The 25,093-nt window shown below is 68.7% G+C and carries 26 protein-coding genes and 1 pseudogene; 7 read left to right on the plus strand and 20 right to left on the minus strand.

The window, feature by feature from the left end; all coding sequences use genetic code 11:
• Nucleotides 1-417: 417 nt before the first annotated feature.
• The 8 genes from ACZ7KI_RS42065 to ACZ7KI_RS42100 all read right to left on the minus strand — a co-directional run bounded on the left by ACZ7KI_RS42065 (nucleotide 418) and on the right by ACZ7KI_RS42100 (nucleotide 7,821).
• On the minus strand, nucleotides 418-1,245 hold the full coding sequence (locus ACZ7KI_RS42065; protein WP_470278590.1) for a carbohydrate ABC transporter permease: 828 nt from the start codon (nucleotides 1,243-1,245) through the stop codon (nucleotides 418-420).
• Nucleotides 1,246-1,247: 2 nt separating this feature from the next.
• Nucleotides 1,248-2,141, minus strand: a complete 894-nt coding sequence (locus tag ACZ7KI_RS42070) for a carbohydrate ABC transporter permease (RefSeq protein ID WP_470278591.1) — start codon at nucleotides 2,139-2,141, stop codon at nucleotides 1,248-1,250.
• Between the two features lie 382 nt (nucleotides 2,142-2,523).
• Nucleotides 2,524-3,717: an RNA polymerase sigma factor gene (locus tag ACZ7KI_RS42075; protein ID WP_470278592.1), complete on the minus strand. Its 1,194-nt coding sequence runs from the start codon at nucleotides 3,715-3,717 to the stop codon at nucleotides 2,524-2,526.
• Nucleotides 3,717-4,076, minus strand: coding sequence for a YciI family protein (locus ACZ7KI_RS42080; RefSeq protein WP_470278593.1), 360 nt, complete (start codon nucleotides 4,074-4,076; stop codon nucleotides 3,717-3,719). Before ACZ7KI_RS42080 ends, ACZ7KI_RS42075 begins: the two co-directional genes overlap by 1 nt.
• 26 nt (nucleotides 4,077-4,102) lie before the next feature.
• On the minus strand, nucleotides 4,103-4,498 hold the full coding sequence (locus ACZ7KI_RS42085; RefSeq protein WP_470278594.1) for a DUF6069 family protein: 396 nt from the start codon (nucleotides 4,496-4,498) through the stop codon (nucleotides 4,103-4,105).
• A gap of 124 nt (nucleotides 4,499-4,622) precedes the next feature.
• Entirely contained in the window at nucleotides 4,623-6,443 is a 1,821-nt protein-coding gene (gene glmS, locus ACZ7KI_RS42090) for a glutamine--fructose-6-phosphate transaminase (isomerizing) (protein ID WP_470278595.1), read from the minus strand.
• Nucleotides 6,444-6,511: 68 nt separating this feature from the next.
• A complete protein-coding gene (locus ACZ7KI_RS42095) occupies nucleotides 6,512-6,784 on the minus strand; it encodes a hypothetical protein (protein WP_470278596.1) in 273 nt (90 codons plus the stop codon).
• 56 nt (nucleotides 6,785-6,840) lie between these two features.
• Nucleotides 6,841-7,821, minus strand: coding sequence for a helix-turn-helix transcriptional regulator (locus ACZ7KI_RS42100; RefSeq protein ID WP_470278597.1), 981 nt, complete (start codon nucleotides 7,819-7,821; stop codon nucleotides 6,841-6,843).
• Nucleotides 7,822-7,912: 91 nt separating this feature from the next.
• On the opposite strand from ACZ7KI_RS42100, the gene ACZ7KI_RS42105 reads away from it, so the two are divergent.
• Complete coding sequence (locus ACZ7KI_RS42105; protein WP_470278615.1) at nucleotides 7,913-8,308, plus strand: RidA family protein; 396 nt, start codon at nucleotides 7,913-7,915, stop codon at nucleotides 8,306-8,308.
• Nucleotides 8,309-8,954: 646 nt separating this feature from the next.
• On the opposite strand, the gene ACZ7KI_RS42110 is transcribed toward ACZ7KI_RS42105, so the two are convergent.
• The gene (locus tag ACZ7KI_RS42110; RefSeq protein WP_470278598.1) at nucleotides 8,955-10,028 is read right to left on the minus strand and encodes a M20 family metallopeptidase; all 1,074 of its coding nucleotides are present in this window, start codon (nucleotides 10,026-10,028) and stop codon (nucleotides 8,955-8,957) included.
• Between the two features lie 22 nt (nucleotides 10,029-10,050).
• Between ACZ7KI_RS42110 and ACZ7KI_RS42115 the strand changes: the two genes are divergently transcribed.
• Together ACZ7KI_RS42115 and ACZ7KI_RS42120 are read left to right on the plus strand one after the other, a co-directional pair.
• Complete coding sequence (locus tag ACZ7KI_RS42115; RefSeq protein WP_470278599.1) at nucleotides 10,051-11,238, plus strand: cytochrome P450; 1,188 nt, start codon at nucleotides 10,051-10,053, stop codon at nucleotides 11,236-11,238.
• 34 nt (nucleotides 11,239-11,272) lie between these two features.
• A complete protein-coding gene (locus tag ACZ7KI_RS42120) occupies nucleotides 11,273-12,268 on the plus strand; it encodes a helix-turn-helix domain-containing protein (RefSeq protein ID WP_470278600.1) in 996 nt (331 codons plus the stop codon).
• Here ACZ7KI_RS42120 and ACZ7KI_RS42125 read toward each other — a convergent pair.
• The 5 genes from ACZ7KI_RS42125 to ACZ7KI_RS42145 form a co-directional block, all read right to left on the minus strand.
• The gene (locus ACZ7KI_RS42125) at nucleotides 12,255-13,028 is read right to left on the minus strand and encodes a hypothetical protein (protein ID WP_470278601.1); all 774 of its coding nucleotides are present in this window, start codon (nucleotides 13,026-13,028) and stop codon (nucleotides 12,255-12,257) included. The two genes, ACZ7KI_RS42120 and ACZ7KI_RS42125, sit on opposite strands and share 14 nt — an antisense overlap.
• 9 nt (nucleotides 13,029-13,037) lie before the next feature.
• Nucleotides 13,038-13,709, minus strand: a complete 672-nt coding sequence (locus ACZ7KI_RS42130) for a papain-like cysteine protease family protein (RefSeq protein WP_470278602.1) — start codon at nucleotides 13,707-13,709, stop codon at nucleotides 13,038-13,040.
• Nucleotides 13,710-13,896: 187 nt separating this feature from the next.
• Entirely contained in the window at nucleotides 13,897-15,459 is a 1,563-nt protein-coding gene (locus ACZ7KI_RS42135; RefSeq protein ID WP_470278603.1) for an adenylate/guanylate cyclase domain-containing protein, read from the minus strand.
• Between the two features lie 137 nt (nucleotides 15,460-15,596).
• Entirely contained in the window at nucleotides 15,597-17,576 is a 1,980-nt protein-coding gene (locus ACZ7KI_RS42140; RefSeq protein ID WP_470278604.1) for an APC family permease, read from the minus strand.
• A gap of 131 nt (nucleotides 17,577-17,707) precedes the next feature.
• On the minus strand, nucleotides 17,708-18,511 hold the full coding sequence (locus tag ACZ7KI_RS42145; protein WP_470278605.1) for a class I SAM-dependent methyltransferase: 804 nt from the start codon (nucleotides 18,509-18,511) through the stop codon (nucleotides 17,708-17,710).
• Between the two features lie 129 nt (nucleotides 18,512-18,640).
• Here ACZ7KI_RS42145 and ACZ7KI_RS42150 point away from each other — a divergent pair, with 129 nt between their 5' ends.
• Nucleotides 18,641-18,895, plus strand: a complete 255-nt coding sequence (locus ACZ7KI_RS42150) for a hypothetical protein (RefSeq protein WP_470278606.1) — start codon at nucleotides 18,641-18,643, stop codon at nucleotides 18,893-18,895.
• Here the strand turns inward: ACZ7KI_RS42150 and ACZ7KI_RS42155 are convergent.
• A complete protein-coding gene (locus ACZ7KI_RS42155; RefSeq protein WP_470278607.1) occupies nucleotides 18,840-19,613 on the minus strand; it encodes a MerR family transcriptional regulator in 774 nt (257 codons plus the stop codon). The genes ACZ7KI_RS42150 and ACZ7KI_RS42155 overlap by 56 nt on opposite strands.
• Before the next feature lie 62 nt (nucleotides 19,614-19,675).
• Between ACZ7KI_RS42155 and ACZ7KI_RS42160 the strand changes: the two genes are divergently transcribed.
• Entirely contained in the window at nucleotides 19,676-20,146 is a 471-nt protein-coding gene (locus ACZ7KI_RS42160) for a DUF6194 family protein (RefSeq protein ID WP_470278608.1), read from the plus strand.
• Between the two features lie 6 nt (nucleotides 20,147-20,152).
• Here ACZ7KI_RS42160 and ACZ7KI_RS42165 read toward each other — a convergent pair whose 3' ends face one another.
• On the minus strand, nucleotides 20,153-20,707 hold the full coding sequence (locus ACZ7KI_RS42165) for a putative immunity protein (protein ID WP_470278609.1): 555 nt from the start codon (nucleotides 20,705-20,707) through the stop codon (nucleotides 20,153-20,155).
• 58 nt (nucleotides 20,708-20,765) lie between these two features.
• On the opposite strand from ACZ7KI_RS42165, the gene ACZ7KI_RS42170 reads away from it, so the two are divergent.
• Together ACZ7KI_RS42170 and ACZ7KI_RS42175 are read left to right on the plus strand one after the other, a co-directional pair.
• Nucleotides 20,766-21,491: a TioE family transcriptional regulator gene (locus tag ACZ7KI_RS42170; protein ID WP_470278610.1), complete on the plus strand. Its 726-nt coding sequence runs from the start codon at nucleotides 20,766-20,768 to the stop codon at nucleotides 21,489-21,491.
• 197 nt (nucleotides 21,492-21,688) lie between these two features.
• Nucleotides 21,689-22,858 carry a S1 family peptidase gene (locus ACZ7KI_RS42175; RefSeq protein WP_470278611.1) on the plus strand — a complete coding sequence of 390 codons (1,170 nt, stop codon included), beginning with the start codon at nucleotides 21,689-21,691 and terminating at the stop codon, nucleotides 22,856-22,858.
• 49 nt (nucleotides 22,859-22,907) lie between these two features.
• Here the strand turns inward: ACZ7KI_RS42175 and ACZ7KI_RS42180 are convergent, their stop codons facing one another.
• The 4 genes and pseudogenes from ACZ7KI_RS42180 to ACZ7KI_RS42195 all read right to left on the minus strand — a co-directional run.
• Nucleotides 22,908-23,345, minus strand: coding sequence for an SRPBCC family protein (locus ACZ7KI_RS42180; protein ID WP_470278612.1), 438 nt, complete (start codon nucleotides 23,343-23,345; stop codon nucleotides 22,908-22,910).
• Between the two features lie 47 nt (nucleotides 23,346-23,392).
• Nucleotides 23,393-24,385, minus strand: a complete 993-nt coding sequence (locus tag ACZ7KI_RS42185; protein ID WP_470278613.1) for an alpha/beta fold hydrolase — start codon at nucleotides 24,383-24,385, stop codon at nucleotides 23,393-23,395.
• Between the two features lie 22 nt (nucleotides 24,386-24,407).
• Nucleotides 24,408-24,878 (minus strand): DinB family protein, encoded by a 471-nt coding sequence (locus tag ACZ7KI_RS42190; protein ID WP_470278614.1) that lies wholly within the window; start codon nucleotides 24,876-24,878, stop codon nucleotides 24,408-24,410.
• A pseudogene (locus tag ACZ7KI_RS42195) lies at nucleotides 24,875-25,093 on the minus strand (SAM-dependent methyltransferase); the annotation flags it as partial. The gene ACZ7KI_RS42190 and the pseudogene ACZ7KI_RS42195, both read right to left, overlap by 4 nt.

The following is a 25,093-nucleotide window of genomic DNA, read 5'->3' on the forward strand; positions in this document are numbered from 1 at the left end:
TCGGGCCTCTGCTGGTCGTGATCATGATGTGGTGTCTAGATCACTAGCAGAGGCCCGACCCATACCCACCATCGGGATCACAGACAGGCTCTTAGTCCTCTGCTTGCGGCCACGTGGGTCCGTGAAGGCCTCCTTCCCTACCATCAAAGCAGGGTCCCGGCAAAGTCGGGATGCTGCAGGTCGGGAACCTCTTGGTCATGGCGCAGGCCGCACCCGGTTGCGAAGCTTGATCAACAGAGGTTCAGGGGCGATGCCACATCCAGACCACCAAGAACAGTGCCGACCAGCAACTCACGTGACTTTGCCGCGACCCTGACCCTCAAAGTAGGGAAGGAGGCCCTCACGGACTTGACACCCGAGACGACACTTTTGACTTTCGCCTCAATAGCGCCCATCCAGGTCCCCCGGCATTGGCTTTCACCCTCGTAGCGCGCCCCGCATGACGCCGTCGACCACCTTCCTGGCCAGGACGATGAACAGCACGATGACGGGCAGCACGCCGAGCGTGGCCGCGGTCAGCATGAGCGAGTAGTCGGTGAAGTAGCCGCTGGCCAGCCGGGACAGTGCCACCTGGACGGTCGGGTGTTCGTTGGGGTCGAGCACGATCAGCGGCCAGAAGAAGTCGTTCCAGGCGGTCATGAACGTCAGCATGGCGAGCACGGCGGCCTGGGGGCGGACGGCGGGCAGGGCGACGCTCCAGAACAGTCGCATCGGCGAACAGCCGTCGACGCGTCCGGCGTCGAGCAGTTCGGCCGGGATCGCCTCCTCGCACGCCTGCCGCATCCAGAAGACGCTGAACGCGCCGACCAGTCCCGGCACGATCACCGCCTCCAGCCGCCCGTACCAGCCCAGTTCGCCGACCACGAGGTAAAGGGGGATGACACCGAGTTGCGCCGGCACCATGGCCGTGCCGATGACGACCAGGAAAAGCGAGTCACGGCCGGGAAAACGCAGCCGGGCGAAGGCGAATCCGGCCATACTGGACAGCAGCACGTTCGACACGGTCACCGTGCCGGCGACGATCAGCGAGTTCTGCATCGCCAGCCAGAAGTCGACGGTGTCGAAGACCCGGCGCACGTTCGCGAAAAGGTTGCCGCCGGGTACCAACGGCGGGGTGGTCTCGCCGAGCGCGGAATTGTCCTTTGAGGACACCACGAACGACCAGTACAACGGGAAAAGGGACGCGACGCCGACGGCGAGCAGCGACCCGTAGACGACGAAGCCGGTCCGTTCCCTCCCCGCCACGATCACTCACCGCCCCGGACGCGGCGCACCAGCGAGAAGTTGACCAGCGCGAATCCGGCCGAGAACAGGAAGAGCAGCCACGCGATGGCGGCCGCGTATCCGGCGTCGAACTGGCCGATCCCCTTCTCGTACAAGTACATCGCAAGCGTCTGGAACTGTCGGTCCGCGCCGCCCGTCCCGGCGACCCCGGTGTCGTCGAACAACTGCGGCTCGGCGAACAGCTGCAGCCCGGCGATGGTCGAGACCACCACGGTGAAGGCGATGGTGGGCCGGATCGCGGGCACGGTGATCGACCAGAAGCTCCGCCAGCGCGAGGCGCCGTCGAGCATGGCGGCGTCGTAACGCTCCTGCGGCACCGACTGCATGGCCGCGAGGTAGAGCAGCGCGTTGTAGCCGGTCCAGCGCCACATCACCATCGTGCTCACCGCGATATGCGAGGCGAACCGATCCGTGTGCCACTCCACCGGGTCGAGGCCCACCAGTCCCAGTGCCCAGTTGACGACGCCGTAGTCCTCGGCGAAGAGCTGGCCGAACACCAGCGCCACCGCCACGACCGAGACGACGTTGGGCAACAGCACACTCGCCCGCCACAGGGTCCGCGCGCGCAGCGGGCGATCGAGCAGCGCGGCGAGGCCGAGCGCGGCCAGCAGTTGCGGGACGGTCGCGAGGACGAAGATGCTGACCGTGTTGAAGAGCGCGTTGTAGAAGTTCGGGTCCCGCAGCAGGACGGCGAAGTTGTCGAGACCGGCGAACCCGGTGTCACCGTTGACCAGATGCCAGTGGTGCAGCGCCACCCAAGCGGTGTACAGCAGGGGGAACAGGCCGAAAACGCCGAACAGGACGTAGAACGGCGCGGTCATCAGATATCCGGCGAGCCGTTCGCCCCGTCGCCTCAACCGGGCACCTCCTCCAGTCGTGGTTCCCATGAGGCAGCTCCGTGAAGGCCTCCTTCCCCACTCTCAGGGTAGGGAAGGAGGCCTTCACGGAACTCGCCACCCGAGACTCGCGACTGTCCATAAGGGACACTTTTCGAGTAGAACGTGCCCGGTTTGGGTGACTTGCGCGGTTTCGCGCCGCGGTCCGGTTCCCGGTTCCCCGCAACACCGAATCAGCCCCCAGGCTCGCCACCTTTGGGTTACCCCTCAATAAGCCTCATTATCACTCACGACCCCACGCCACCCGGTGCATGCGACCCTTCGACTGTGTAGGAATAGTCGCCTGACCTGCAAGATCTCGACTTTGCCGGGACCCTGACTCTCAGGGTAGGGAAGGAGGCCTTCACGGAACTCGCCACCCGAGACTCGCGCGCCGGGTCTGCAGGAAGGTTCGTTCGGTGTCGTTGGTGACCAAGGCGATCGCCTCGTCGTAGGCGGCGACGGCGTCGGCGGTCCGGCCGAGGCGGGCGAGCAGGTCCGCACGAGTGGCAGGCAACAGGTGGTAGCCCGGAAGGTCCAGCTCGTCGACGGCCGCCAGCGCCGCCGCCGGACCGTGCACCTCGGCGACGGCGACCGCGCGGTTGAGCGCGACGATCGGCGACGGGCTGAAGCGCAGGAGCTGGTCGTAGAGCGCGAGCACCTGCGCCCAGTCGGTCGCCTGCCCGTCCGTGTGGACCGCGTTGATCGCGGCCTGTATCTGGTACGGCCCCGGCCGGTCACGGCGCAGACATCGGCGCACCAGGTCGTGCCCCTCGGCGATCAGCTCCCGGTTCCACAAGGACCGGTCCTGCTCCGCGAGCACGACCAGCTCCCCCGACGGTCCCACCCGCGCGGAGCGGCGGGCTTCGGTGAGCAGGAGCAGCGCCAGCAGACCGATCACCTCCGGCTCGTCGGGCATCAGCTCGGCGAGCGCTCTGGCGAGGCGTACCGCTTCCAGGCACAGATCCGTCCGCAGCAGCTCCCCCGACGTCGACGTGTAGCCCTCGTTGAAGACGAGGTAGAGCACGGTCAGGACGGAGGTCAGCCGGTCGGGGAGTGCGGCGTCTCCGGGCACCCGGTACGGAATGCCCGCGTCGCGGATCTTCTTCTTCGCGCGGACGATCCGCTGGGCGACGGTCGCCTCCGGGACGAGGTACGCCCGCGCGATCTCCGCCACCTCCAGCCCGCCGATCAGGCGAAGGGTCAACGCGGTTTGCGCGAGCGGCGAAAGCGCCGGGTGGCAGCAGGTGAAGATCATGCGGAGCTGGTCGTCGCGCACCGGTCCCACCTCCTCCGGCTCGTCGGATTGGTGCAGCAGCAACGCTTGCGCGTGCCGGGCTTCCCTGGTGGACTCCCGCCGGAGCCGGTCGATCGCCCGGTTGCGGGCGGTGGTCACGATCCACGCGCCGGGATTGGGCGGCGCCTCGTCCCATTTCCGCACGGCCACCGCGAACGCGTCCTGCACGGCCTCCTCGGCGAGCCCGATGTCACCGAGGACACGCGTCAACGTGGCCACACAACGGCCGTATTCCGCCCGGTAGACGCTGTCCAGATCCATCAGCGCCGACGCGACCCGTCGTCGAACGGCCGTACCTCGATCGGCTGCCCGCAGGCCAGTGCGCATTTCTCGGCCCAAGCCAGCGCCTGGTCGAGGTCTTCGACCTGGATCACCCAGAACCCGCCGAGCTGTTCCTTCGTCTCGGCGAACGGCCCGTCGGTGATCGTGGTCTGCCCGTTGGCGGGGTGGATGACCGTCGAAGCGTCCGAGTGCTGCAGGCCGCCGACGAACACCCAGGAGCCGGCGGCCTTCATCTCGTCGGTGACCTTGCCCGTCCTGGCCATCATCGCCCGCACCTCCTCCTCGGGTTCCGGCGGCGCGCTTTCGTCGAACTGGACGGCGAGCAGGTACTGCCTCATGGCTGGCTCCCTCGGGAACGGCGTGATCAGGCGGACAGGCGGCGGGCGATGACCGGGATGACGATCGCGGCCGCGACCACATGAGTCAACATCAGCAGGAGTTTCGTGGCCGTGGCGGCGTCCGCGAGCACGTCCGGTACCAGGGAAAGCGCGGCGAGCACGACCGTGGTCCGCACGAAGACCAGGCGGGGACGGCGGACCGAGCGAGCCAGTATCAAAGCCAGCACCAGGCCGACCATGGAGAAGACGACGGTCAGCACGGCGAACCCCGGCACCGGGATCGGCGCGCCGCCGACGGCGAGGCTGATCCCGGCGACATCACCGGCGGCGGCGACCGCCGCGGTCGCCACGGCGGCGACTACCGCGGCGGTCGAACCGCCGATGAGCAGGGATTTCGCGGGAGCGGTGGTGGCGATGGACATCGTGGCCTCCGGTGAGCGGTGACCGGCCCGGTGCCGGTCTCTCACCTTGGCTACGAACGGGCTCGACGCCATTCGACATCATCGCGGAAAAAATCCGGAGAAATTTTCGGCCGCCGAGCCGGGGTCACTCCACGGTGACGGATTTCGCGAGGTTCCGCGGCTTGTCGATGTCGTGGCCGAGGATCAACGCAGCGTGGTAGGCCAGCAGCTGCAGCGGGATCGTGAGCAGGATCGGGTCGAGTTCCGGCTCCGAACGCGGGACCACGAACCGCGGCACGTCGAGTTCGCCGAAGTCCACGTCGTCGTGCGTGATCGCCAGTACCGGACCCTTGCGGGCCTTGATCTGCTGCACCGCGGCGAGGTTCCGGTCGGCGAGGTCGTCGAACGGCACGATGGCGACCGTCGGCACCGAGTCGTCGATCAGCGCGAGCGGGCCGTGCTTGAGTTCCGAGGTCTGGTAGGCCTCGGCGTGCCGGTACGAGATCTCCTTGAACTTCTGCGCGCCTTCCCGGGCCACCGGGAAGCCACGGACCCGGCCGACGAAGAACAGGCTCCGCGCGTCCGCGCACGTCTTGGCGTGCCCGGCGATCTCCTCTTCCGCCGCCACGATTTCCGCGACCTGCCGGGGCAGGGCCCGGATCGCCGCGACGATCCGCTGTCCGTCCGCGTTGGACAGATCGCGGACCCGGCCCAGCGCCAGCGCGATCATCGCGAACCCGACGGCCATATTGGTGAGCGCCTTGGTCGAGGCGACCGCGATCTCGGGACCGGCGTGCAGGTACAGGCCACCCTCGCAGGCCCGCGCGATCGTCGAGCCGACGACGTTGACCAGACCGACCACCCGGCCGCCCTTGCGCTTGACCTCTTCGACGGCGAAGGCGGTGTCGGCGGTCTCGCCGGACTGGCTGACCGCGATGTAGAGGGTGTCCGCTTCGATGATGGGGTTGCGGTAACGGAATTCCGACGCGGCCTCGGCGTCGGCCGGGACCCGCGCCAGCTCCTCGATCATGGTCGCGCCGATCTGGCCGGCGTAATACGCCGAGCCGCAACCGAGGATCTTCACCCTGGCGAATCCGCGCAGGTCACGAGGAGTCAGGTTCAGACCGTCCAAACGGGACACCCCGAACCGGTCGTCGAGACGGCCGCGGATCATCCGCTCCAGGGACTCCGACTGCTCCTGGATCTCCTTGTACATGTAGTGCTGGTGCCCGGCGAGGTCGAGGTCGTCGGCCTTGATGTCGATCGCGGTCGCGGCCTTGCCGGTGTCGCTTTCGTCGACGGTGAAGGTGCGGTAACCCGTGGCCGAGACACTGGCGAACTCGCCGTCGTCGAGGTGCACGACCTGCGAGGTGTGGCGGACCAGCGCGGAGAGGTCGCTGGCCACGAACATCTCCCGGTCACCGACGCCGATGATCAACGGCGAGCCGTTCCGCGCGACCACGACGCGGTCGGGGTGCTCGGTGTCGGTCACCGCGATCGCGTAGGTCCCGGTGATCCGGGAAACAGCTTCGACGACCGCGTCTTCGAGGGTCTTCGCGTCCGACCGCGCGATGAGATGGGCGAGCACCTCGGTGTCGGTCTCGGAGGTCAGCTTCACCCCGGCCTGGCCGAGCTGCTCGCGCAGGCTGACGGCGTTGTCGATGATCCCGTTGTGCACCACGGAGATCCGGCCGTCCTCGGAGACGTGCGGGTGCGCGTTCGCCTCGGTCGCCGGACCGTGCGTCGCCCACCTCGTATGCCCGATGCCGACCTTGCCCCCGAGCCGCTTCGGCAGGGCCGCGGTCAGATTCCGCACGCGCCCCACGATCCGGTGCACCTGGGCGCCTTTGCCGCCCAGTACCGAGATCCCGGCCGAGTCGTAACCGCGATACTCCAGCCGCGTCAGCCCCTCGATCAGGATCGGGGCGGCGTTCTGGCCGCCGATGTAGCCGACGATTCCGCACATGACGAGTCAACCTCACAAAGAAAAAGGGACGGTTTCCCGCGCAGGCCCAGGCCTCGCGGCGTGCTCCGTCAGCCGTAGACGATGCGGCGTAACTGCCGCTCGGACAGGTCGGGAGGCGCGACGAGCCGACGGCCCAGTTCTCCGGCGATCAGCGGGAAGATCTCGGGATTCTTCCTGCCCTCGGCCTGCAACTGGGTGTGCCTCGTCCGGACGTACTGTTCGACCGGCTGCCGGTAGAACGCCAGGACGTCCTCGACGACGCGTGCGGCGATGGCCGTCGACAGACCCGTCGACAAGGCCACCTGCTCGACGAGCTCCGCGTCCTCCACGGTCCCCATCATGCACAGCGGGAGACCGAAAGGCCAGTTCTTGCCCGAAATCGGGCAAGAACTGGCCTTTAGCGGTCGGGTGGCGCGCCGTAGCGCGCGGCGAGGGCAGTGGCGCGGTCGCGCAGTGCGGTACGCAACGACTGCGGAGCGAGTGCTTCCGCGCTCGCGCCGAGCTGCCACAGCGCCCATTCGGCGTGCCGCGCGTCCTGGAAGGTCACCTCCAGCCGCAGCCGGCCGTCCGCGTCGACCTCTTCGGAACGCACGGCCAGCGCGGTGTCCAGCAACTCCTCCCGCCGCGCCGGGTCGATCCGGGCCAGCACGGCGATCTGGTCACCGCCGGTCCGGAACCGGGTCCCGCGCTCCCGCCAGGCCCGGTCCAGATCGATCCGGTCCGGTCGCTCCGCGGGTTCGTCGAGTTCCTCGGCCGCCGAGACCCGGGACAGCCGGTAGGTGCGATCCGCGCCGGATCTCGTGGCCAGCAGGTAGCCCTGCTCGCGCACGGTGACCATGCCGATCGGATCCACCGTGCGCCACCGCGGCGGCTGACCTGTCGCCGCGTAATGGATACGCAGCTTGTGTCCGGCGAACACCGCGCGCCGGATCTCGCCAACGACGGCGTCGGGCACTTCCTCGGCGGCCACGCGGCGGGTGAGCAGGTCTGTCTCCGGGTCGATGAGCAAGCGTTCGGCCACGCCGACCGCGGTATCACGGTGGCTTTCGGGAAGCGCGTCGACCACCTTGAGCATGGCCGAAGCGAGCGCCGAACCGAGACCGAACGCCTGCGCGCCACGCCTCGATCCGGCGATCAGCAGGGCGAGGGCCTCGTCGTGATTCAGGCCGGTGAGCTCGGTCTGGAACCCGGGCAACAACGCGAACCCGCCGTGCCTGCCGCGTTCTGCGTACACCGGTACACCTGCCACGGACAGCGCGTCGATGTCGCGCAGCACGGTGCGGGTGGAGACCTCCAGTTCGCGGGCGAGCGTGGCCGCGGACAGCCGGCCGCGCCGTCGCAGCAGCAGGACCAGCGAGACCAACCGGTCGGCACGCATTCGGAAACCCTAGCGGAATACACGACACAGGATGTCGTGATTCGTTGGGAGGCTTCCGCTGCAGCTGAAAACGAATGGAGCACAAGTGGCAATGGAACGAACGGCGGTCAACCCGTGGCCGTGGTCGGTGGCGATGGGCTACCACCAGGGCGAGATCGTCACCGGGGAGACCCGGACCCTGTATTGCTCCGGGCAGACCGCGATGAGCGGCGAAGGTGAGCCCCAGCATGCCGGGGACATGGCGGCACAGCTGGCGCTGAGCATCGACAACCTGGAGGCCGTTCTCGGCGAGGCAGGCATGGGCCTGGGGAACCTCGTCCGGCTCAGCGTTTACACCACCGACGTCGACCTGCTTTTCCAGCACTACGGCGTGCTGGCGTCGCGGCTGGGCGCCGCCGGCGTGGCACCGACCACCACGATGCTCGGGGTGACCCGGCTGGCGATCCCGTCCCTGATGGTGGAGCTCGAGGGCACGGCCGTCGCGTGAGGTGACGTCCGTGAAGGCCTCCTTCCCTACTCTCAAGGCAGGGTCCCGGCGAAGTTGCATAAGTGCTGGTCGGCTGCACCTCTATAGCGGGACAAGACGAACGCGTCGTGGTGGACACGGCGGGAGCGGGCCCACGCAAGGGGCCTCACCCGGGTCCGGACTGTCCATAAGGGTCACTTTCCGAGACAAAATGCCCGATTTGGGCATCTTGCACGGTTTCGCGAAGGGCCGAGTCGGTGGTTTCGCGTGGCTGGATGGATGGCGCGTGTGATCAGACGGAGGACACGTGTGACTGGATGGATGACACGCCGGAGCGGCAGGTTTCGTCGGGTGTCGTCCGGCTGGACACGTGTGTTCTCCGTTCACTCACGCGTGCCCTCCGCCGGATCACGCGTGTCGCCCGATGGCAGGTACCTAAGACACCAGTGGCCCTCACCCGAATCGCCACTCACGCCATTCCTCCGAAACCGCACCTGTAGCCCCGCGGCATCCAGAATCAGGCCTGCCCTACCTCGGCTCGCCCTTGATCAACGGAAGATCAGGGACGTTGAGCGTCCCTGATCTTCCGTTGATCAAGCTCTACCTCGACTTTGCCGGGACCCTGCCCTCACGGTAGGGAAGGAGGCCTTCACGGCTACCCGGCCGCTCAGCTCCGGATCGCCCGCACCAGACCGGTGACCAGATCCGCCCGCTCCACCATCGAATCGACCAGCAGGTATTCGTGGTCCGCGTGGGCGCCGCCCCCGACCGCGCCCAGGCCGTCGAGGGTCGGGATGCCGAGCGCGGCGGTGAAGTTGCCGTCACTGCCACCGCCGACCGCGACGCCGTCGGCTCCGGGCAATAGGCCCGTGGCCACGGCGAACAGGCTCGCGGCGGCGGACTCGGGCATCGGAGGCCGGTGGATCCCGCCCAGCACCGTGATCTCCGCGCCGTCGAGGCGCGGGGTCAGCGCGGCGAACGCCGTCTCGACGCGGTCCTTTTCGGCGGCTGACTCGACACGGACGTCCACGACGACGGTCGCCTCGGCGGGGACGACGTTGCTCCCGGTCCCCGCGCTCGCCACCGTCGGGGTGACGGTCGTGCCGCTTTCGGGCCTGCCGATCGCCACGATGTCCAGCACCTGGTGCGCGGCTTCGGTCAGCGCGTTCACGCCGACTTCGGGTTCGAGGCCGGCATGCGACGCCCGGCCCTTGACGACCACCTTGAACGTGCCGCAGCCTTTGCGGCCGATCTTGAGGCCTCCCCCGTCGGCCGCGCCTTCGAACACGAGCACCGCACCGCACGCGCGCGCCCGTTCCTCGATGAGCGTCCTGGACTCGTGCGAGCCCGTCTCCTCGTCCGCCGTGACCAGGATCTCGACGCCGGTCAGGTCGTCGAGCGCCGCCAGGCCGTGGATCGCCTGCACCAGTCCGCCGAGCATGTCGAACACGCCGGGCCCGGTCACCCGGCCGTCGGCCACCGCGAACGGGCGGCGTTCCAGCGTCCCGATCGGGAACACGGTGTCGTGGTGCCCGAGGATCAGCACCCGTGGTTCGCCACCGCCGGACCACCGGACATGGGGCCCCGCGGCGCTTTCCACCAAGGTCGCCGTTCCGCCGAGGCGCTTTCCGATGAGGGCGGCCACCGCTTCGGCCGACGCCGTCAAAGCCTCGATGTCCCCCGAGGGGGACTCGATTTCGACGAGCGTCCTGAGGTCTTCGATCATCGCGTCGACAGTCACTCGAACACCATAGGATCGGATCATGCTGGAGAACCTCCTCACCCCGGAGACCAGGGCCGACCCGTACCCGTTCTACCGTCAGATGTTCGATCGCGGACCGGTGCTGAAGCTGAACGACCGGTTCTTCGTGGTGAGCGGGTTCGAGGAAGCGACCGCGCTGCTGCGGAACCCCGCGTTCGGCCACCCCGAACCCGAGGTGCTGCCGAACCCGCACGAGAACGAGCCGGTGGACGAGCAGGGCCGGGTGATCCGCTCCTTCCTCGGTCTCGACCCGCCCGATCACACGCGGCTGCGGCGGCTGGTCTCCAAGGCGTTCACCCCGAGGATGGTCGAGCAGCTCGCGCCGAGAATCGAAGAGCTGTCGAAGGAACTGGTCGCGAAAGCGCTCGAAATGGGCGAGTTCGACCTGATGGACGAGATCGCGAGACCGCTCCCGGTCACCGTCATCAGCGAGATGCTCGGCGTGCCATTGGCCGACCGTGACCGGTTCGAAGGGTGGTCGCACGCGATGGGACGGGCGCTCGACCCGTCCTTCCTGATCACGGACGAAACGGTCGCCGCGGCGATCGCCGCCCGGCGCGAGTTCGTCGCCTATTTCCGTGATCTGGCGAAGGAACGGCGCGAACGGCCGACCGGCGACCTGTTCTCCGATCTGGTGTCGGTGTCCGACGAGGGCGACCGGCTCAGCGAGGGCGAACTGGTGATCACCGCGATGCTCCTGCTGGTCGCCGGGCACGAGACGACGACCAACCTCATCGGCAACGGGATCCTCGCGCTGCTGAGGAATCCCGCCCAGTCGCGGGCACTGGCCGAGGATCGGTCGAAGATCCCGAACGCGGTCGAAGAGATACTCCGCTACGACTCCCCCGTCCAGCTGACCACGCGCACCGCCTTACGGGACGCGACCGTTGGCGGCGAGTCCGTCGGCGCCGGCGCGCAGACGGTCGTGCTGCTGGGCGCGGCCAACCGCGATCCCCGCACGCACGAAGACCCGGACCGCTTCGACATCGACCGCTCCTCGCCGAGGCATCTCGCGCTGGGACAAGGCATCCACTTCTGCCTCGGCGCCCCGTTGGCACGGCTGGAAGGCCGCTCCGTCTTCGAGGCGCTCCTCGGCACAGGCCGCGCTTTCCAGCCGATCGCTGATCCGGTCTGGGTCAAGCAGGTGACGCTGCGCGGTCTCGAAAGCCTGCGGCTCGAGTTCGCCTGAGGGGGAAGAAAGTCCGGTTTTCGACCTTAGACGGTTGCCGTCCGCCGCCGGACTGCGCATGCTGTGCGCCAACCCGGCGTGGTGGGGGGTGCCCATGTACCAGCAACGCAAGGAACCCGGCACGGCGAGCACGGTCAGGTTCGGTCCTTTCTCCCGCGCGCTTTCCGAAGCGGTGGATCATCGCGGACTGTCCTTGTCCCGTATCCGGGCGCATCTGGCGGCACGCGGCGTTTCCGTGGCCGAGTCGACGTTGAGCTATTGGCAACGCGGACTCCGGCATCCGTCGACGCCGCGCTCGCTCGACGTCGTCCGCGCACTCGAAGCGGTGCTGGGCCTCGCCCCGGACAGCCTGATCGTCCTGATCGGCCCGCAACGCCGTCCCGGTGAAAGCGACCGCAGGCCGTCGCTGACGGAACTGCGGCAGAGCTGGACCGAAACCTGCACCCTGCTGGACGAGCTGAGCGAATCCCCCGGTGCGGCGGTGAACGCGAAGCTCGATGTCGTCACTGTCTTCGACGTGCTGACCATGACCGCGCAAGGGCGGATCGCGGAGATCAGCTCGACCATGGTGGTGCGGGCGCGGGAGTCCGGCGCGGACGGCTTCGTGGTGACCCACCAGGACGAACCCGGCACCGATATGGAGGCCACCACGGTCTTCGCCGCCGACGGCTGCCGGAAAGGCAGAGTGCGCCGAAGTACTTCGTCGCCGGGGATGGTGTTCGAGCTTCTCTTCGACCGTGGCTTGGCCGAAGGGGAAACCCATACCTTCGCGTTCACTCTGCGGCTGGCCGCGTCCGTTCGTTCGACCTGCTTTCACCGGACAGTGCGGTCTCGTATGTCGGCGTACCTGCTTCGGTTGCGTTTCGACGCCGGCGCGATTCCGGCCAGATGCGTCAAAACCGTACGCGAGCGTGAAGAACTGGCTCCCGTGGTCAGCGAGCCACTGCATCCGGGCCAGGGTGCTTCGGTCAGCGCCTACTTCGAGGGTCTCGACGTCGGGATCGCGGGGATCGACCTCATCTGGGAGTGAGCCGGCGCCTCCGGCGCACCACGAACACCACGGCGCCCAGCCCGGTGACACCGGCGGCGATCAGGCCTGCCACGACCGCGACCGGCAGGCCGCTTTCCACCGGCGCGGAACCCCCTTGCGCGAAGCCGATCCCACGATTGCGCTGATAGTCCGATCCCGGCAGCTTGTCCGCGTAGCGGTCGTGCACCGCCCGCTGGTATTCGGAAAGCGGGACGAACTTCCCCACCGGTGACTGCGGCAGACTCGCCTGCAGGAGCACCACGCCGTCCACGCTCAGTTCGTACCAGCCGTTGATCTGGGGCTCGTTGAGCAGGACCGAACCGGGGCGCAGCCGCGCGCTCAAGGTCTCTTCGTCGTTCCCGGAGAACACGCTCGCCGCGACCCACGTTCCCCGGCCTTCCGGCATCGCCTGCAGCGTGGCCTTCTGGCCGGAATCCGCGGTGGCCGTGACGGCGACGGATCTCAGCACGCCAGCCGGTGCCCCGGCCAGCCCCCTGACGAAGTCGGGATTGAGGCTGTAGACCGGGAAACCCTTGTCCGCCATCGTGATCTGTCGCGGTTCGATATGGTCGACCTGCCGGAAGTTCGATCTCGCGAGACCGATCGCGTCCGGCTGCCCGGCGACCCGCACGGCCGCCGCGAGATCGCCGTCCGAGGGCGGGACGACTCCCTCGCTCGCCGCGGCTGGCAGTGTGGCGGGCAGGAGTATCGCGACGGCCACCGCGAGACAACCGGAGAACTTCCGGCAGATCCTGTTCATGACCGCGGCTCAGCCCTTCCGGATGTTGACGATGGTGTCGTTCCAGCGGAACTGACCGTTGCTCCGGTACTGGTTGTAGTTCCAGGTCTGGTAGCGCTGGTACGACGGCCACGGGTCACCGACCATGATCGACTGGTTCGTCGAGTCGTAGCCGTAGATCACCTCGGCGTGGCCGCCGCCCGAGGTCCAGTAGATCCCCGTCAGGTTCAGGATTCCGGAGTCGATCTGGCTGACGACCGAGCTGAAGCCGATCGGTCCGCCCGCGTCCTGCGCGGAGAAGCCGGTGCCCCGGAAACCGCGGACGATCTCGTAGATCTGGGCCGCCTGATTCGGGCAATACCCGGCCGACGTTCCCTTGCCCGCGGCGCAGAACTGGGCCTGGCTGGCGGTTCCACCCTGCGACTGCTCGATACTCGAACCGTCCGCGGCCCAGCACCACTGGTTGTACTGCTGGACCTGCTGGGTGTAGTTCAGCTGCTTGGAGGCGGCCGACGCGGCGACCGTGGTCGCGGTCCCCGCCACCGGTGCGACCTCGCGCACTTGAGTGTGGGTCTGGGTCTTGATCAGACCGCTGGGCCGGTCGCCGGCGCCGTCCGGCTGTGCGAGAGCGGCGGCGGGCACCATGGTCAGCGCGAAGACGGCGGCTCCGGTCGCCAGCGCGGCCCTCGATAGGCTCTTCACAGATGTCTCCTTTGACACGGGGATGGGGAGATCACCGTGCGCTGTCCCGATTCCGGGGACAACGGCCTCATCGGGCACAAGGGAAACGCTGTGATCGTTCACAGCACCCGGGCTGAAGCGACACTGGCCTTCGCGCAAGATTCACGACCCGTTCACAAAGGCTGTGAATCCGGCACGGCGCCGAAGTTCAGGACTTCGGTGTCGCCAGTGTGGTGGGCCGGGTGCGGCCTCGCAGGGTGACGTCCTCGGTCGCCTTCCAGTGCGCGGCCTCGTCTTCGGACGCCGACTCGATCGCCGTCCACGAAGCGAGCAACCTGGCTTCGACGTTCTTCGCCAGCTCGGTCAGCCGGGCGGCCTCGTTGACCGGGTCGCCGATCACCGTGTACTCGAACCGCCGTGGGTCGCCGACGTTCCCCGCGACCACCTCGCCCGTCGCCACCCCGATCCCGGCCGGGCATTCCGGGACCTCCGCCGCCAGCCTGCGCCCGATCGCCCTGCCGGTCGACAGCGCGAGGGTCGCGTGGTCCGCCAAGCGCACCGGCGCGCCGAAGATCGCGAGCGCGGCGTCACCGACGAACTTGTTGACCAGCCCGTGGTTGCGGTCGACCTCGTCGACCACCACCGCGAAGAACCGGTTGAGCAGTCCGACGACCTCTTCGGGCGGGCGGCTCGCGGCCAGCGTGGTCGAGCCGATCAGATCGACGAACAGCACCGACACCGTCCGCACCGTGCCACCGAGTTCGGCCGACGTACGCATCGCCTCGATCGCGACCTCCTCGCCGACATGCCTGCCGAACAGGTCGCGCAAACGTTCGCGTTCGGCGAGTCCGGCGGCCATCCCGTTGAAGCCCGCTTGCAGCAGGCCGAGTTCGGTGCCGTCGTAGACCGGGATCTCCACGGCGAAGTCGCCTGCCCGCACCCGGCCCAAGGCGTGCTGCACCGACCGGATCGGGTTCACCACGGCGCGGGCGGTGAACACGGTCACCAGCAGGCCGAAGCACAGCACCACCATGCCGAGCGCGATGACAGAGACGGCGAGCTTCGTGGTCGACACGTCGCCGCGCACCCAGGCCAGGATCGCCGTGACCACCAGCCCGGCCACCGGAACCCCGGTGCCGAGGCACCAGAACAGCAACATGCGCAAGTTCACCCCACCGCTGAGCGGCCGCGCGGGTGCGGTGCCCGCCAAGGCCAAGGCCGCGTACGGCCGCAGGATGAACTCGCCCGCCAGATACGCGATCGCGCAGACGACCACGCCGGCGAACGCGACGACGAGCAGTTCGGTCAGCACGACCTTCGGCTGCACCAGCGCGGCCAGCGCGCCGAACACCACCGTCGCGACGCCCCACAGGACCGCTTGGACCAGCGTCAGGCGCAAAGGGACCCGCAGGCTCGCGACACGCTCCGCTTCGGTCGGCGTCCGGCCGTCGCCCGCCCAGCGCAACGTCCGCAGCGCGCCGCGGGTGCCCCACAGCGCGCCGACGACGACCGCGGAGACCACGTACACGGGCACCGCGATCGCGGTGACCCGGACCAGCTCGCCGGACATCCCGGGCGCGGGCATGAGCAGGGCGGCCAGCCCCACCACGATCAGCGCGCCGATGACGTTGGTCGCGATCAGCGTCCCGGTGAGCAGGCCTTGGACGCGACGACGCAACACGGCCACGTCCTGGTACAGCGGGCCGAGCAGCCACGAGCCGAACGGCCCTTGGCCACGCTCCCGAGCAGAGGAGTCCTTGACTGGTCGCACCTGTTCCCGCCGTTCACCCGGTTTGAGTGAACGAATGTACACCGAAATCCGCCACCGCCCGCGTTCAGTCCTCTGGACGCGGTAGTTGCAGGGCGCAAAGACCGCATTCAGCGGACTAAACGCGAGGGAGGCGAGGGTCAGCCGACGTGGATGCCGGGTCGCCGGGCCGGGTCGCGTTCGCTGGTGCGGATGATTTCGCGGACCACCGGGGCGGTGTCGCCGCGACCGAGAATCAGGTAGCGGAACAGGTGCCCGAGCGGATTGCCCTCACTCCACTCGAAATGGCACTGCGGCCGCACACCGGTGTTGTCCCGCAGGGCGAGCAGGATCGCGGCGATCGCGTTCGGCGCCGCGGGACTTTCCGCGCGCAGCACCCGGAACCCCTCGACTTCGACACCGCGGACCTTCAGCACGTCACTGAACCCGGACGGGTCGATGACGTCGATCTCGAGGAAGAGGACGTCGGCGGCGCCGGGCACCGGGTTCATGCCGCGCTGCTCGGCCTCCTTCGCCCGGTATTCGTCCGCGTCCCCGGCCTGACGACGGTTCGCGATGATGGTCAGCGCGTTGTCGTGTTCGATCGATTCGGTGATGAACCGGCGGGCGGGTTCGTCGAACTCGATGTGCTCGACGCGCAGTTCGGTGGTCCGGCTGACCCGGGAAACCAGCGACACCACGATGATCCCGAGAATGAAGAACGCGGAGATCGTGAGCCCGTCCGGTTTCTCGATGACGTTCTCCACCAGGGCGTAGATGAGGATCAGCGTCAGGACGGCGAAGGCGATCGCGGCCTTGCGCTGCCGCCTTTTCGCCGCGGAGATGGCCACGGCGACCGAAGCCGACACCATCATCGCGAGGATCCCGGTGGCGTACGCCCCGGCCTGTGCGTTGACGTCGGCGTTGAAGATGATCGTGACCAGGACGCAGATCGCGGTGTAGACCAGCACCACCGGGCGGACGGCCCTGGCCCAGTCCGGCGCCATCCCGTAAGCGGGCAGGTACCGCGGCACGATGTTGATCAGCCCGGCCATCGCCGACGCCCCGGCGAACCAGAGGATCAGGATGCTGCTGATGTCGTAGGCGGTGCCGACCACTTCGCCCAGCAGCTCATGGGCGAGGTACGCCAGCGCGCGGCCGTTCGCCTCACCGCCCGGCTGGAACTTCTCCGCCGGGATCAGGACCGTGGTCACGAAGCTGGTCGCGATCAGGTACACCGACATGATCAGCGCGGCGACGGTGAGCAGTTTGCGGGTGTTGCGGATGCGGTCCGCCAGTTTCTGCTCGGCGTTCTCGCCCTTGGCAGCCACCAGCGGCATCATGCTCACGCCGGTCTCGAACCCGGACAAACCGAGCACCAGCAAGGGGAACGCGAGGATCGCCGGGCCGACGACACCGCCGATCCCGCCGCCGCCGGAGGTCAACGCGTCCAGCCAGCGGTCCAGGGCGCCGGGTTCGGTGAACACCTCGCCGACGCCGGCGACCACCACGACCGCGTTCAGCAGCAGGAAGATCGCGACCAGCGGGATCGCGACCCCGACCGCCTCGCTGAACCCGAGCAGGAACACCCCGCCGAGGATCAGCAGCAGGATCACCGTGATCAGTACCTCGTGCCCGTGCAGGAACGACGGGGCGATCGGGTTCTCCAGCGCGTGCACGGTGGCGTCGGCCGAGGACAGGGTGATGGTGATGATCCACGAGGTCGCGACGAACCCCAGCAGCACCAGCACGAAGAGTTTGCCGCGCCAGAACGGCAGCAGGTGTTCCAGCATCGCGACCGACCCTTGGCCGTGCGGGCTCTCCTTCGCCACCCGCCGGTACATCGGCAGCATGCCGAGCAGGGTGAGCGCGACGATCAGCAACGTCGCCAGCGGCGAAAGCGCGCCCGCGGCCAGCGCGGCGATGCCGGGGAGGTACGACAGCGTGGAGAAGTAGTCCACCCCGGTGAGGCACATGACCTTCCACCACGACTGCGGGGTGGTGTGCTCGTCATGGCTTTCCGGGCCGACGGGCTGGACCCGGTGCTCCATCAGCCACCGGCCGACCTTGCCCGACGGCGCGGCCTGCCGGACCGGGCTGTCCACCCGTTCCGGCACAGCGTGTTCTGGAACCTCGGACATACCATTCCTCCCCGACCTTCACGTTCGGGCACAGCATGCCGGACTCCACCTGGCGGCGCTGATCCGGCACGCCGCATCAGCTTGATCGCCCGCAGCGGACCTAGTCTGTTTCAGTCGTTTCAGGCGGTTTGTCAGCGAACGGTGCCGGAGCCGATCAGGGTGGTGGCGTCGAGTTCGGTCACGCCGTCGGCGCGCAGGGATTCGAGGTAGCGCTCACGCACCTTCTCGACGACACCGGGTTCGAGGTCGGCCAGCGCGCCTCGGAAGCCGGAGCCGATGATGACCAGCCAGGCCACTTCCGGGGTCATGGTCAGCCGCAGTTCGTTGACCTCGACGTCCACATCGGACAGACCGCGGCCGGAAAGCCAGTCGGCGTAACTGTCCGGCTGATTGATCCGGTCGATCAAGCCGGGCTCGCGTTCCGGCTGCGGCGCGGACTCGGTCACCGCGGCCACGGCACGGCCGACGTGGCGGCCCGCCGTCGCCATCGCCCCCTCGCGCCAGATCGTGAACACGACCCGGCCGCCGGAGCGGGCCCGGCTGATCAGCCGTTCGGTACCGGCCGTCATGTCGGGAAAGAAGAAGATGCCGAGCGCGGACTGCACGACGTCGTAGCCGTCGGTGTCCCACTCCATCGCGTCGGCTCGGTGCGCGCGAAGCTGCGGCAAATCCGCCGACAACCGGCGCAACTCGTCGATCATCGGACCGGACAGGTCGATCGCGTCGACCACGCCGCCGTCACCGACCGCGTGCGCCGCCGGGATCGCCGAGGCCCCGGTGCCACAACAGGCGTCGAGAACACGTGCTCCTTGACGGAGCCCGGCGGCCGCCACGGTGGCCGCGCCGATCGGTTCCCACAGATGGTGTCCCAGCGTGGTGAAGTCGGCTGCGGCGGCGTCGAAGGCGCGCTGGGTGCTTATCTTGCGAGAAGACATGACGCGACGATAACCGTTTTCACACGCGCGGATCGCATGTCGTGCGAACTCACCTACGACGGATGGAGGCCGCGTCAGCGCCCATCCAGCAGGCGAACCGCGAACCGATCTCGCTCTAGCGTGGTAATCATGAGGAAGACATTGCTCGCCGTGATCGGCGCGGCCACCGTCATGGGCACGCTCACCACTCCGGCCTCCGCGAGCGCGCTGGAGACCAGGGAATTCGTCGGCCACGGGTCGAGCGACTTCGGCCTCGCGCTCTTCTATGCCCGTCAGGACGCCCGGGGTCAGGCGGAGCGAGCCGGTTTCTCGGACTGCGAGGAATACTTCAAGCTCGTCCTCTCACCGTATGACGCGACGGTGTTCTGGCGCTGCACCCGCTGACCGCGGCCGAATCAGAGGCCAACACGGCGGAAAGCGCGGCGGTTCCGTCGAAAAGGGCTCGCGAGCGAGCCGTGATGGCCTCGTCCCGGACGGCCAGCGCGGCGGCGACGTCCTCCAGCCGCCGGGATCGCCGTAGCTCCGGCATCAGCGCCCGCAGGGGCTCGACACGGTACCCGGCCAGCCGTAGCTGGTGCACGATCCGCGCGTCCCGCACCTGCGCCGGGGTGTATCGCCGCGTTCCCCGCGAGTCGCGGCCGGGAACGACGAGCCGTTCCGCGTCCCAGTGCCGCAACGTCGAGGGGCGCAGGCCGAGCGCCGTCGCGAGTTCGGAGACGCTCATCGCGTCCGAGCCGCGTACGTCGTCGATCGGTTCGCCGGAGATCACCCGGACGACTTCCCTGGCCTCCCGCAGTTCCGCGCGTTCGGTGTCGAGCGCGGCGTGGGCCGCGTCGAGGAGGGCCAGCACCCGCGCGACCGGTTCCCGATGCGCGGCACGGACGATCCTCTTGGCCTCGACCGGCCCCACCCCGGCGGCGAGCGCACGGTAGGCCAACGCGGACTGGAGATGGATCTCCCCGTAGCTCCGGTAGCCCGAGGTCGTCCGCGCCGCCGGCGGGAGCACGCCGTCGCGTTCCAGGTTGCGCACCTGCTGGACGGAATACCCCGCCCGGTGCGCGATCGTCGCGGTACGCAATCCAGCCGGGTTGAGACTTGGCACCTTTACTCCATGGACAACGGCTTCGAACCCTCCACAAGCACTTTAATGTGACGCTTGAGTACATGACCATCGAAGAGATCATCAGCTTCGTGTCGGACCTCGACGGCGTCCTGACCCTCGCCCCCGCGCCCGGCGACGACTGGCCGGAGCTCAGCTGGGGCGACGCGTTCTTCTACTACTCCCCCGACGGTGTCGTCCCGGCGAACGTCCAGCCCTTCGCGACGGTGGTGACCAAGAACTACCCCGGCGACGAGACCTCGCGTCTCGACCGGCCGGACACCTTCCGCGTGAACATCCACGCCGGGAAGGAGGAGTTCACCCGGCGGCTCGGCCGCTCGCCCCGGGAAGCGGCCGAAACCGACGCCGCCGTCGTCGACACCGTGATCGCCCACCCCGTCTACGGAACCGCGGGCTGGCTGGCCGTGGTGAACCCCGGACCGAAGACCGAAGCGACCACCCGGGAACTGCTCGACACCGCCTACCGGCTGGCTCGCACCCGCTACGAGCGAAAGGCCGAATCCTCGCGTGAGTGAGCAGATTCAGCGCGTCTGCCGCCGCAGCGAGATGTCCAGCGTCCGCAACAGTTCCCCCGCCCGGCCGCCGCCGCCCGGGGCGTCCGGATACCGCGTCAGGACGTTCACCACGACCGGGCCGGCGAGCTCTCTCGCCTTCTCGATGTAGCGCGCGCCGACGTCCGGATCGCCGTCCGCGTCGAGTTCGAAGGCGCGGGCGGCGTCGGCGGCGGCTCCCAGGATGTGCGGCACCTGAGTCGCTTTCGCCAGTGGGTGCAGGTACGCGGACGCTCCCGCGTGACCGGCGGCGCGCGCCGCCTCGAACGCGGCTTCACGGCCCGCTTCCCGTGCCATCCGCGCCGCCCGGTGCGCGTCCAGCGCGGTCACCCGCAAGGCCTTCGTCCGCTTACCGCCGGCCACGAACACCCGTGCTTCCTCGAGTACGGCACGCGGGCGTGGATCCTCCGCGAAGTCACGTTCGAAAAGGGCCAAGGCCGGCTCCGCGCAAGCGACGGCGAAGGCCGTGATCTCGCGCAGCTCCGCGAGGTCGAGTTCGATCGTCAGGTTTCCGTCCGTCGTCATTTCCTCGACTGTATCGTTGAACCGTCGGTTGGCACCTTCCAGCGACAATGGCAGGACAGTGGGGCGAAACCTTCAAAACCGCGAGCGGCTGCGGCCGGTCGACCTGGCGCGCGAGCACGGGTTGTCCACGCAGGCCGTCCGCAACTACGAAGCGGACGGCATCCTCCCCGCCGCCGAACGCAGCCCCCACGGATACCGTGCCTACACGTCCGTGCACGCGCGAGCCCTCCGCGCTTTCCTCGCCCTCGTCCCCGGACACGGCCATGCGACGGCGACAGCGATCATGGAGGCGGTCAACCGGGGCGCGATCGAAGACGCGTTCCGCCTCATCGACGAGAGTCACGCCCAGCTGCTCGACGACCGCCGCACCCTCCAGGCCGTCACCGCCGCGCTCCGTGATCTCGAACCCGTGCCGCAGGAACGCGGCGATCTGTTCGTCGGGCCGCTGGCCGGGAAACTCGGTGTCCGGCCCGCCACCCTGCGCAAATGGGAACGCGCCGGTCTCCTGCGGCCGGAGCGTGATCCGCGGACAGGCTACCGCGTCTACAGCGCGGCCGACGTGCGTGACGCCAAGCTGACCCGCCAGCTCAGGCGCGGCGGCTACCCGCTGGAGCGGATCGCGCCACTGATCGAGCAGGTCCGCTCGGCGGGCGGTGTCGTGCCGCTCGAAGCGGCGCTGCGCGACTGGCACGACCGCCTCGCGGCCAGGGGCCGCGCCCTGCTCGCCGGCGCCGGCGCGCTGGAGACCTACCTTGAATCGCGGCTGACACTTTTCGGACAATGACACTTTCGCGCGAAGTGAATGCGCGAAGCAATTCCCGCATACGAAAGTAGGACCTCGATCATGAAACCTACTTTCGGCGCTACGACGCACTAGCCGGGCGCTCGTAATGTGCGTCACGTCGAGATGAACCGCCCGGTCCCTGCCATTCCCGAATATCCGGCGGTTCGTCGTCCCCTCCTTTACCGAAGGAAATTCGCATGCGAATTCGCGGACCCGTCATGCTCACTCTCTTGAGTGTCTGCGCCGGAATCGGTGCCCTCGCCGTCCCGGCCACCGCCGCTCCCACGCAGCCGTCCACCGCCTACGACCAGACGATGCTCGAGACCCTCGCCGCCCAGCTGCGGGTCAGCCCGCTCCAGGCCGCGCAGAAGCTCGACCATGAGAAGAACCTGATCTCGTCGCTGGAGAACATCAGAGCACGCGGCCTCCGCACCGACGGCGCGTACTTCGACGACGCGGGCGCGCTCGTGGTCAACGCCTCCGACGCCGGGTCCGCGCAGGCCCTCCGCTCCGCCGGGCTGACGCCGCGCACCGCCGTACGCGGGGAAAAGGCGCTGGACGCCTTGTCCGCCCGCGTCGGCGACATCATCGGCGCCGACGTCACCCAGGTGCAGTCCTGGGGCCCGGAACTCGCGGCGGACCAGGTCGTCGTCACCGTGGCGCCCGACGCCGACCGCGCTCTCGTCCGGCGGCTTTCGGCACTGTCCGGTGTGACCGTCCGAACCGGAATCGCCAACGGCAACACCACGCAGGCCGACGTCATCCCCGGCCAGATCATGGACCTCGACCCCGGCACGAACTGCTCCCTCGGCTTCCCCGGTACCACCAGTGACGGCGACAACGTGCTGCTCACCGCCGGACACTGCGTCGAGGGGAATCCCGACATCCTCAACCGCGACGGCGTCCACATCGGCCGTGGCGTCGCCACCGAGTTCCCGTCGGTCGACATGGGCCTGATGGACATCGACGACGAGGACACCGGCCGCGGCTACGTGGACACCCGCAAGGGCACCACGGTCCGGATCACCGGCAGCTCGAAGGCGCCGGTCGGGACCACGCTGTGCAAGGCGGGCAACACCACCGGCTGGACCTGCGGCAAGATCTCCGCGTACAACCAGACCGTCCGCTACAGCGGCGAAAGCGTCGCCACCACGGGGCTGGCCAAGTCGACCGTCTGCACCGAAGGCGGTGACAGCGGCGGCGCCTACATCGCGGGCAACACCGCGCAGGGGATGACCTCCGGCGGCCCCAACGACGGACACGACTGCGGCTACAACCAGGGCTCCAACGCCACCGGTTCGTACTCGTACTACCAGCCCGTCGTGGACGCGGCGAACAACTACGGGGTCACGCTGACCCGGTCCTGACCCACACCGCGCGATGGCGGGGAGCGACCGCTCCCCGCCATCGTCGTCTTCAGCGCCCGGTCCAGCCGCCTTCTTCTTCGGCGGCCTCGACATCGGAATCCGCGACCGCCGTATGCGCCAGCGCGGCGACCGTCTCCTCCAGCCCCCGCTGAACCTCCTTGTCGTCGGCGTCGCGGACGCTGTGCAGGGTCACCGTCAGGCGAGACGCCGCGGGTCCGGCGTCCTCGATCGCCAGCTCTCCCTGATAATCGTGCGGCCCCTGGGCGCCCCAGCGCAATGAGCGGCTCTTTTCGTCGACCTTCAGCCACGCTTCCCCCTCCACATGTTCACCGTGGACGTCGGCTTCCACGTGGACGACATCGCCGCCCTCGGGTTCGGCCTGACTCATTTGCGGAAAGTAGCGCGGCAGATTGCGCGGCTCGCGCAGGAAGGCGAACAACTCGGCGGCCGGCATTTCGATCGTGGCGGTGTGGCTGTAGTCGGTCATGCCCACGCATACCCTTTGCCCGGCGGGCGAAACTCACCCGGGTGGTCTCAATCCTTCAGGAAGCCGACCAATTCCGCGGTCACGAACTCGGGGTTTTCTTCGGCGAGCCAATGTCCCGCCCGGGGCACCTCGACCGCGCGGGCGAGATTGGCGACGCGGGGCGCGAGCGTCGCCTTCTGTGGTTCGAGCAGGCCTTCAGCGGTCATCAGCAGGGTCGGGGTGGTGATCGGTTTCGCCCCGACGTTCGCCGTCACGTCCTGGCCGAGCGTGCGGTAGAGCTCGAATCCCCCGTGCAGCACCTCGGGCCTGCCGTAGGTGCGGGCGTATTCGCCGATCTCGGCTTCGGCGAAGGGCGACGACGCTCCCGGGCCGCCGAAAGCCGTCCCGGAGTACGCGACCTGGGGGTAGAACAGGGAAAGGTATTCGCGGACGTCGTCACCGACGACGGCTTCGGGAACCGTTTTCTGCGAATGGAAAGCGATATGCCAGCTCAGGTTCCGGTAGGCCGCCGCGTCGAGCGCGGGTCCCGGCAGCGGCAGGTCGAGATAGGCGAGGCGGGTCAGGTCGCCGGGGAACTGCGCGGCGTACTGGAAGGCGACCGCGGCACCGAGGTCGTGCCCGACGATCCGGGCGTCGCGCAGGCCGAGCCGTCCGGCGACGAGACCGTGCACGTAGCGGGCGAGAGTGGCCTTGTCGTAGCTGGGCGGCGCGCCGGTGCTGTCGCCGAGGCCGGGCAGGTCGAGGGCGTACACCGTGAAGTGCTCGGCCAGCGCGGGCATGACGCGGTGCCAGCCGTACCAGGTCTGCGGCCAGCCGTGCAGCAGGACGAGCGGTGCGCCCCTGCCGCCGGTGACGTAATGCATCTTCACGCCGTCGACGTCGGCGAACTCATGACGGAACCGCTGCGCGAAAGCCGCGTCGCCGCGGGTGATGTCCTCGTAGGCGGGAGACGAATCGGCGGCCGCTCCGCACGCCGCCGTCATCAGGATGAGGGCGGCGCCGAACGCGGCGGCGGTTCGCCGGAAGGTCCGGTGGAACATGGGTGGTTCTCCGTTTCGGTGTTCAGCGTCCGGTGTAGCCGTCGATCAGCTCGCGCAGGATGTCGGCGTGTCCCGCGTGCCGCGCGGTTTCCTCGATCAGGTGAGTCAGCGTCCATCGCCGCGAGGCCGAACGTAGGCCGGCTTCGGCGAGGTCGTCCCAGGAGGCGATCTCGGCCTTCGTCTCGGCGATGGTTTCCCGGTAGGCGGCGAGAACCGTCGCGGTCGTGGCGTCCGCAGCCGGGTGGAACGTCGCTTTCCAGTCGGTGACCTTCTCGCCGAGCAGCCAATGCCGTTCCACCGCGGTCAGATGGCTGATCAGGCCGAGCAGGTTCGTCCCGGACGGCACGCCGGGGACCCGTGCCTGGGCTTCCGGCACTCCTTCGGCCTTGGCCACGACGGAGGCGCGCAGATAGTCGAGGAAGCCCGCGAGTACGTCCTTCTCGCCGGGCCCCGTCGCGGGCGGGCCGGTGTCACGTTTACGCCTGGCGCTCATCGCGGGGGCTCCGGAATCCGCCGGACTACCAGGACGTGGTCGACGACGGTCGCGGTCCGGCCGCCCGGCCCGGTGGCACGCCGTTCCGCGGCGTCCGCTCGCTCGATCGACCACACCACCGGATCGAGGGCCAGGTCCGCGGCCACTTCCCGCGGAGCCGGGAACCGGAGGTCCGGGTCCTGGTTCCACGACCACGGCGCGGTGGAGCCGTGATC

This window comes from Amycolatopsis sp. NPDC039088, from assembly GCF_055598845.1.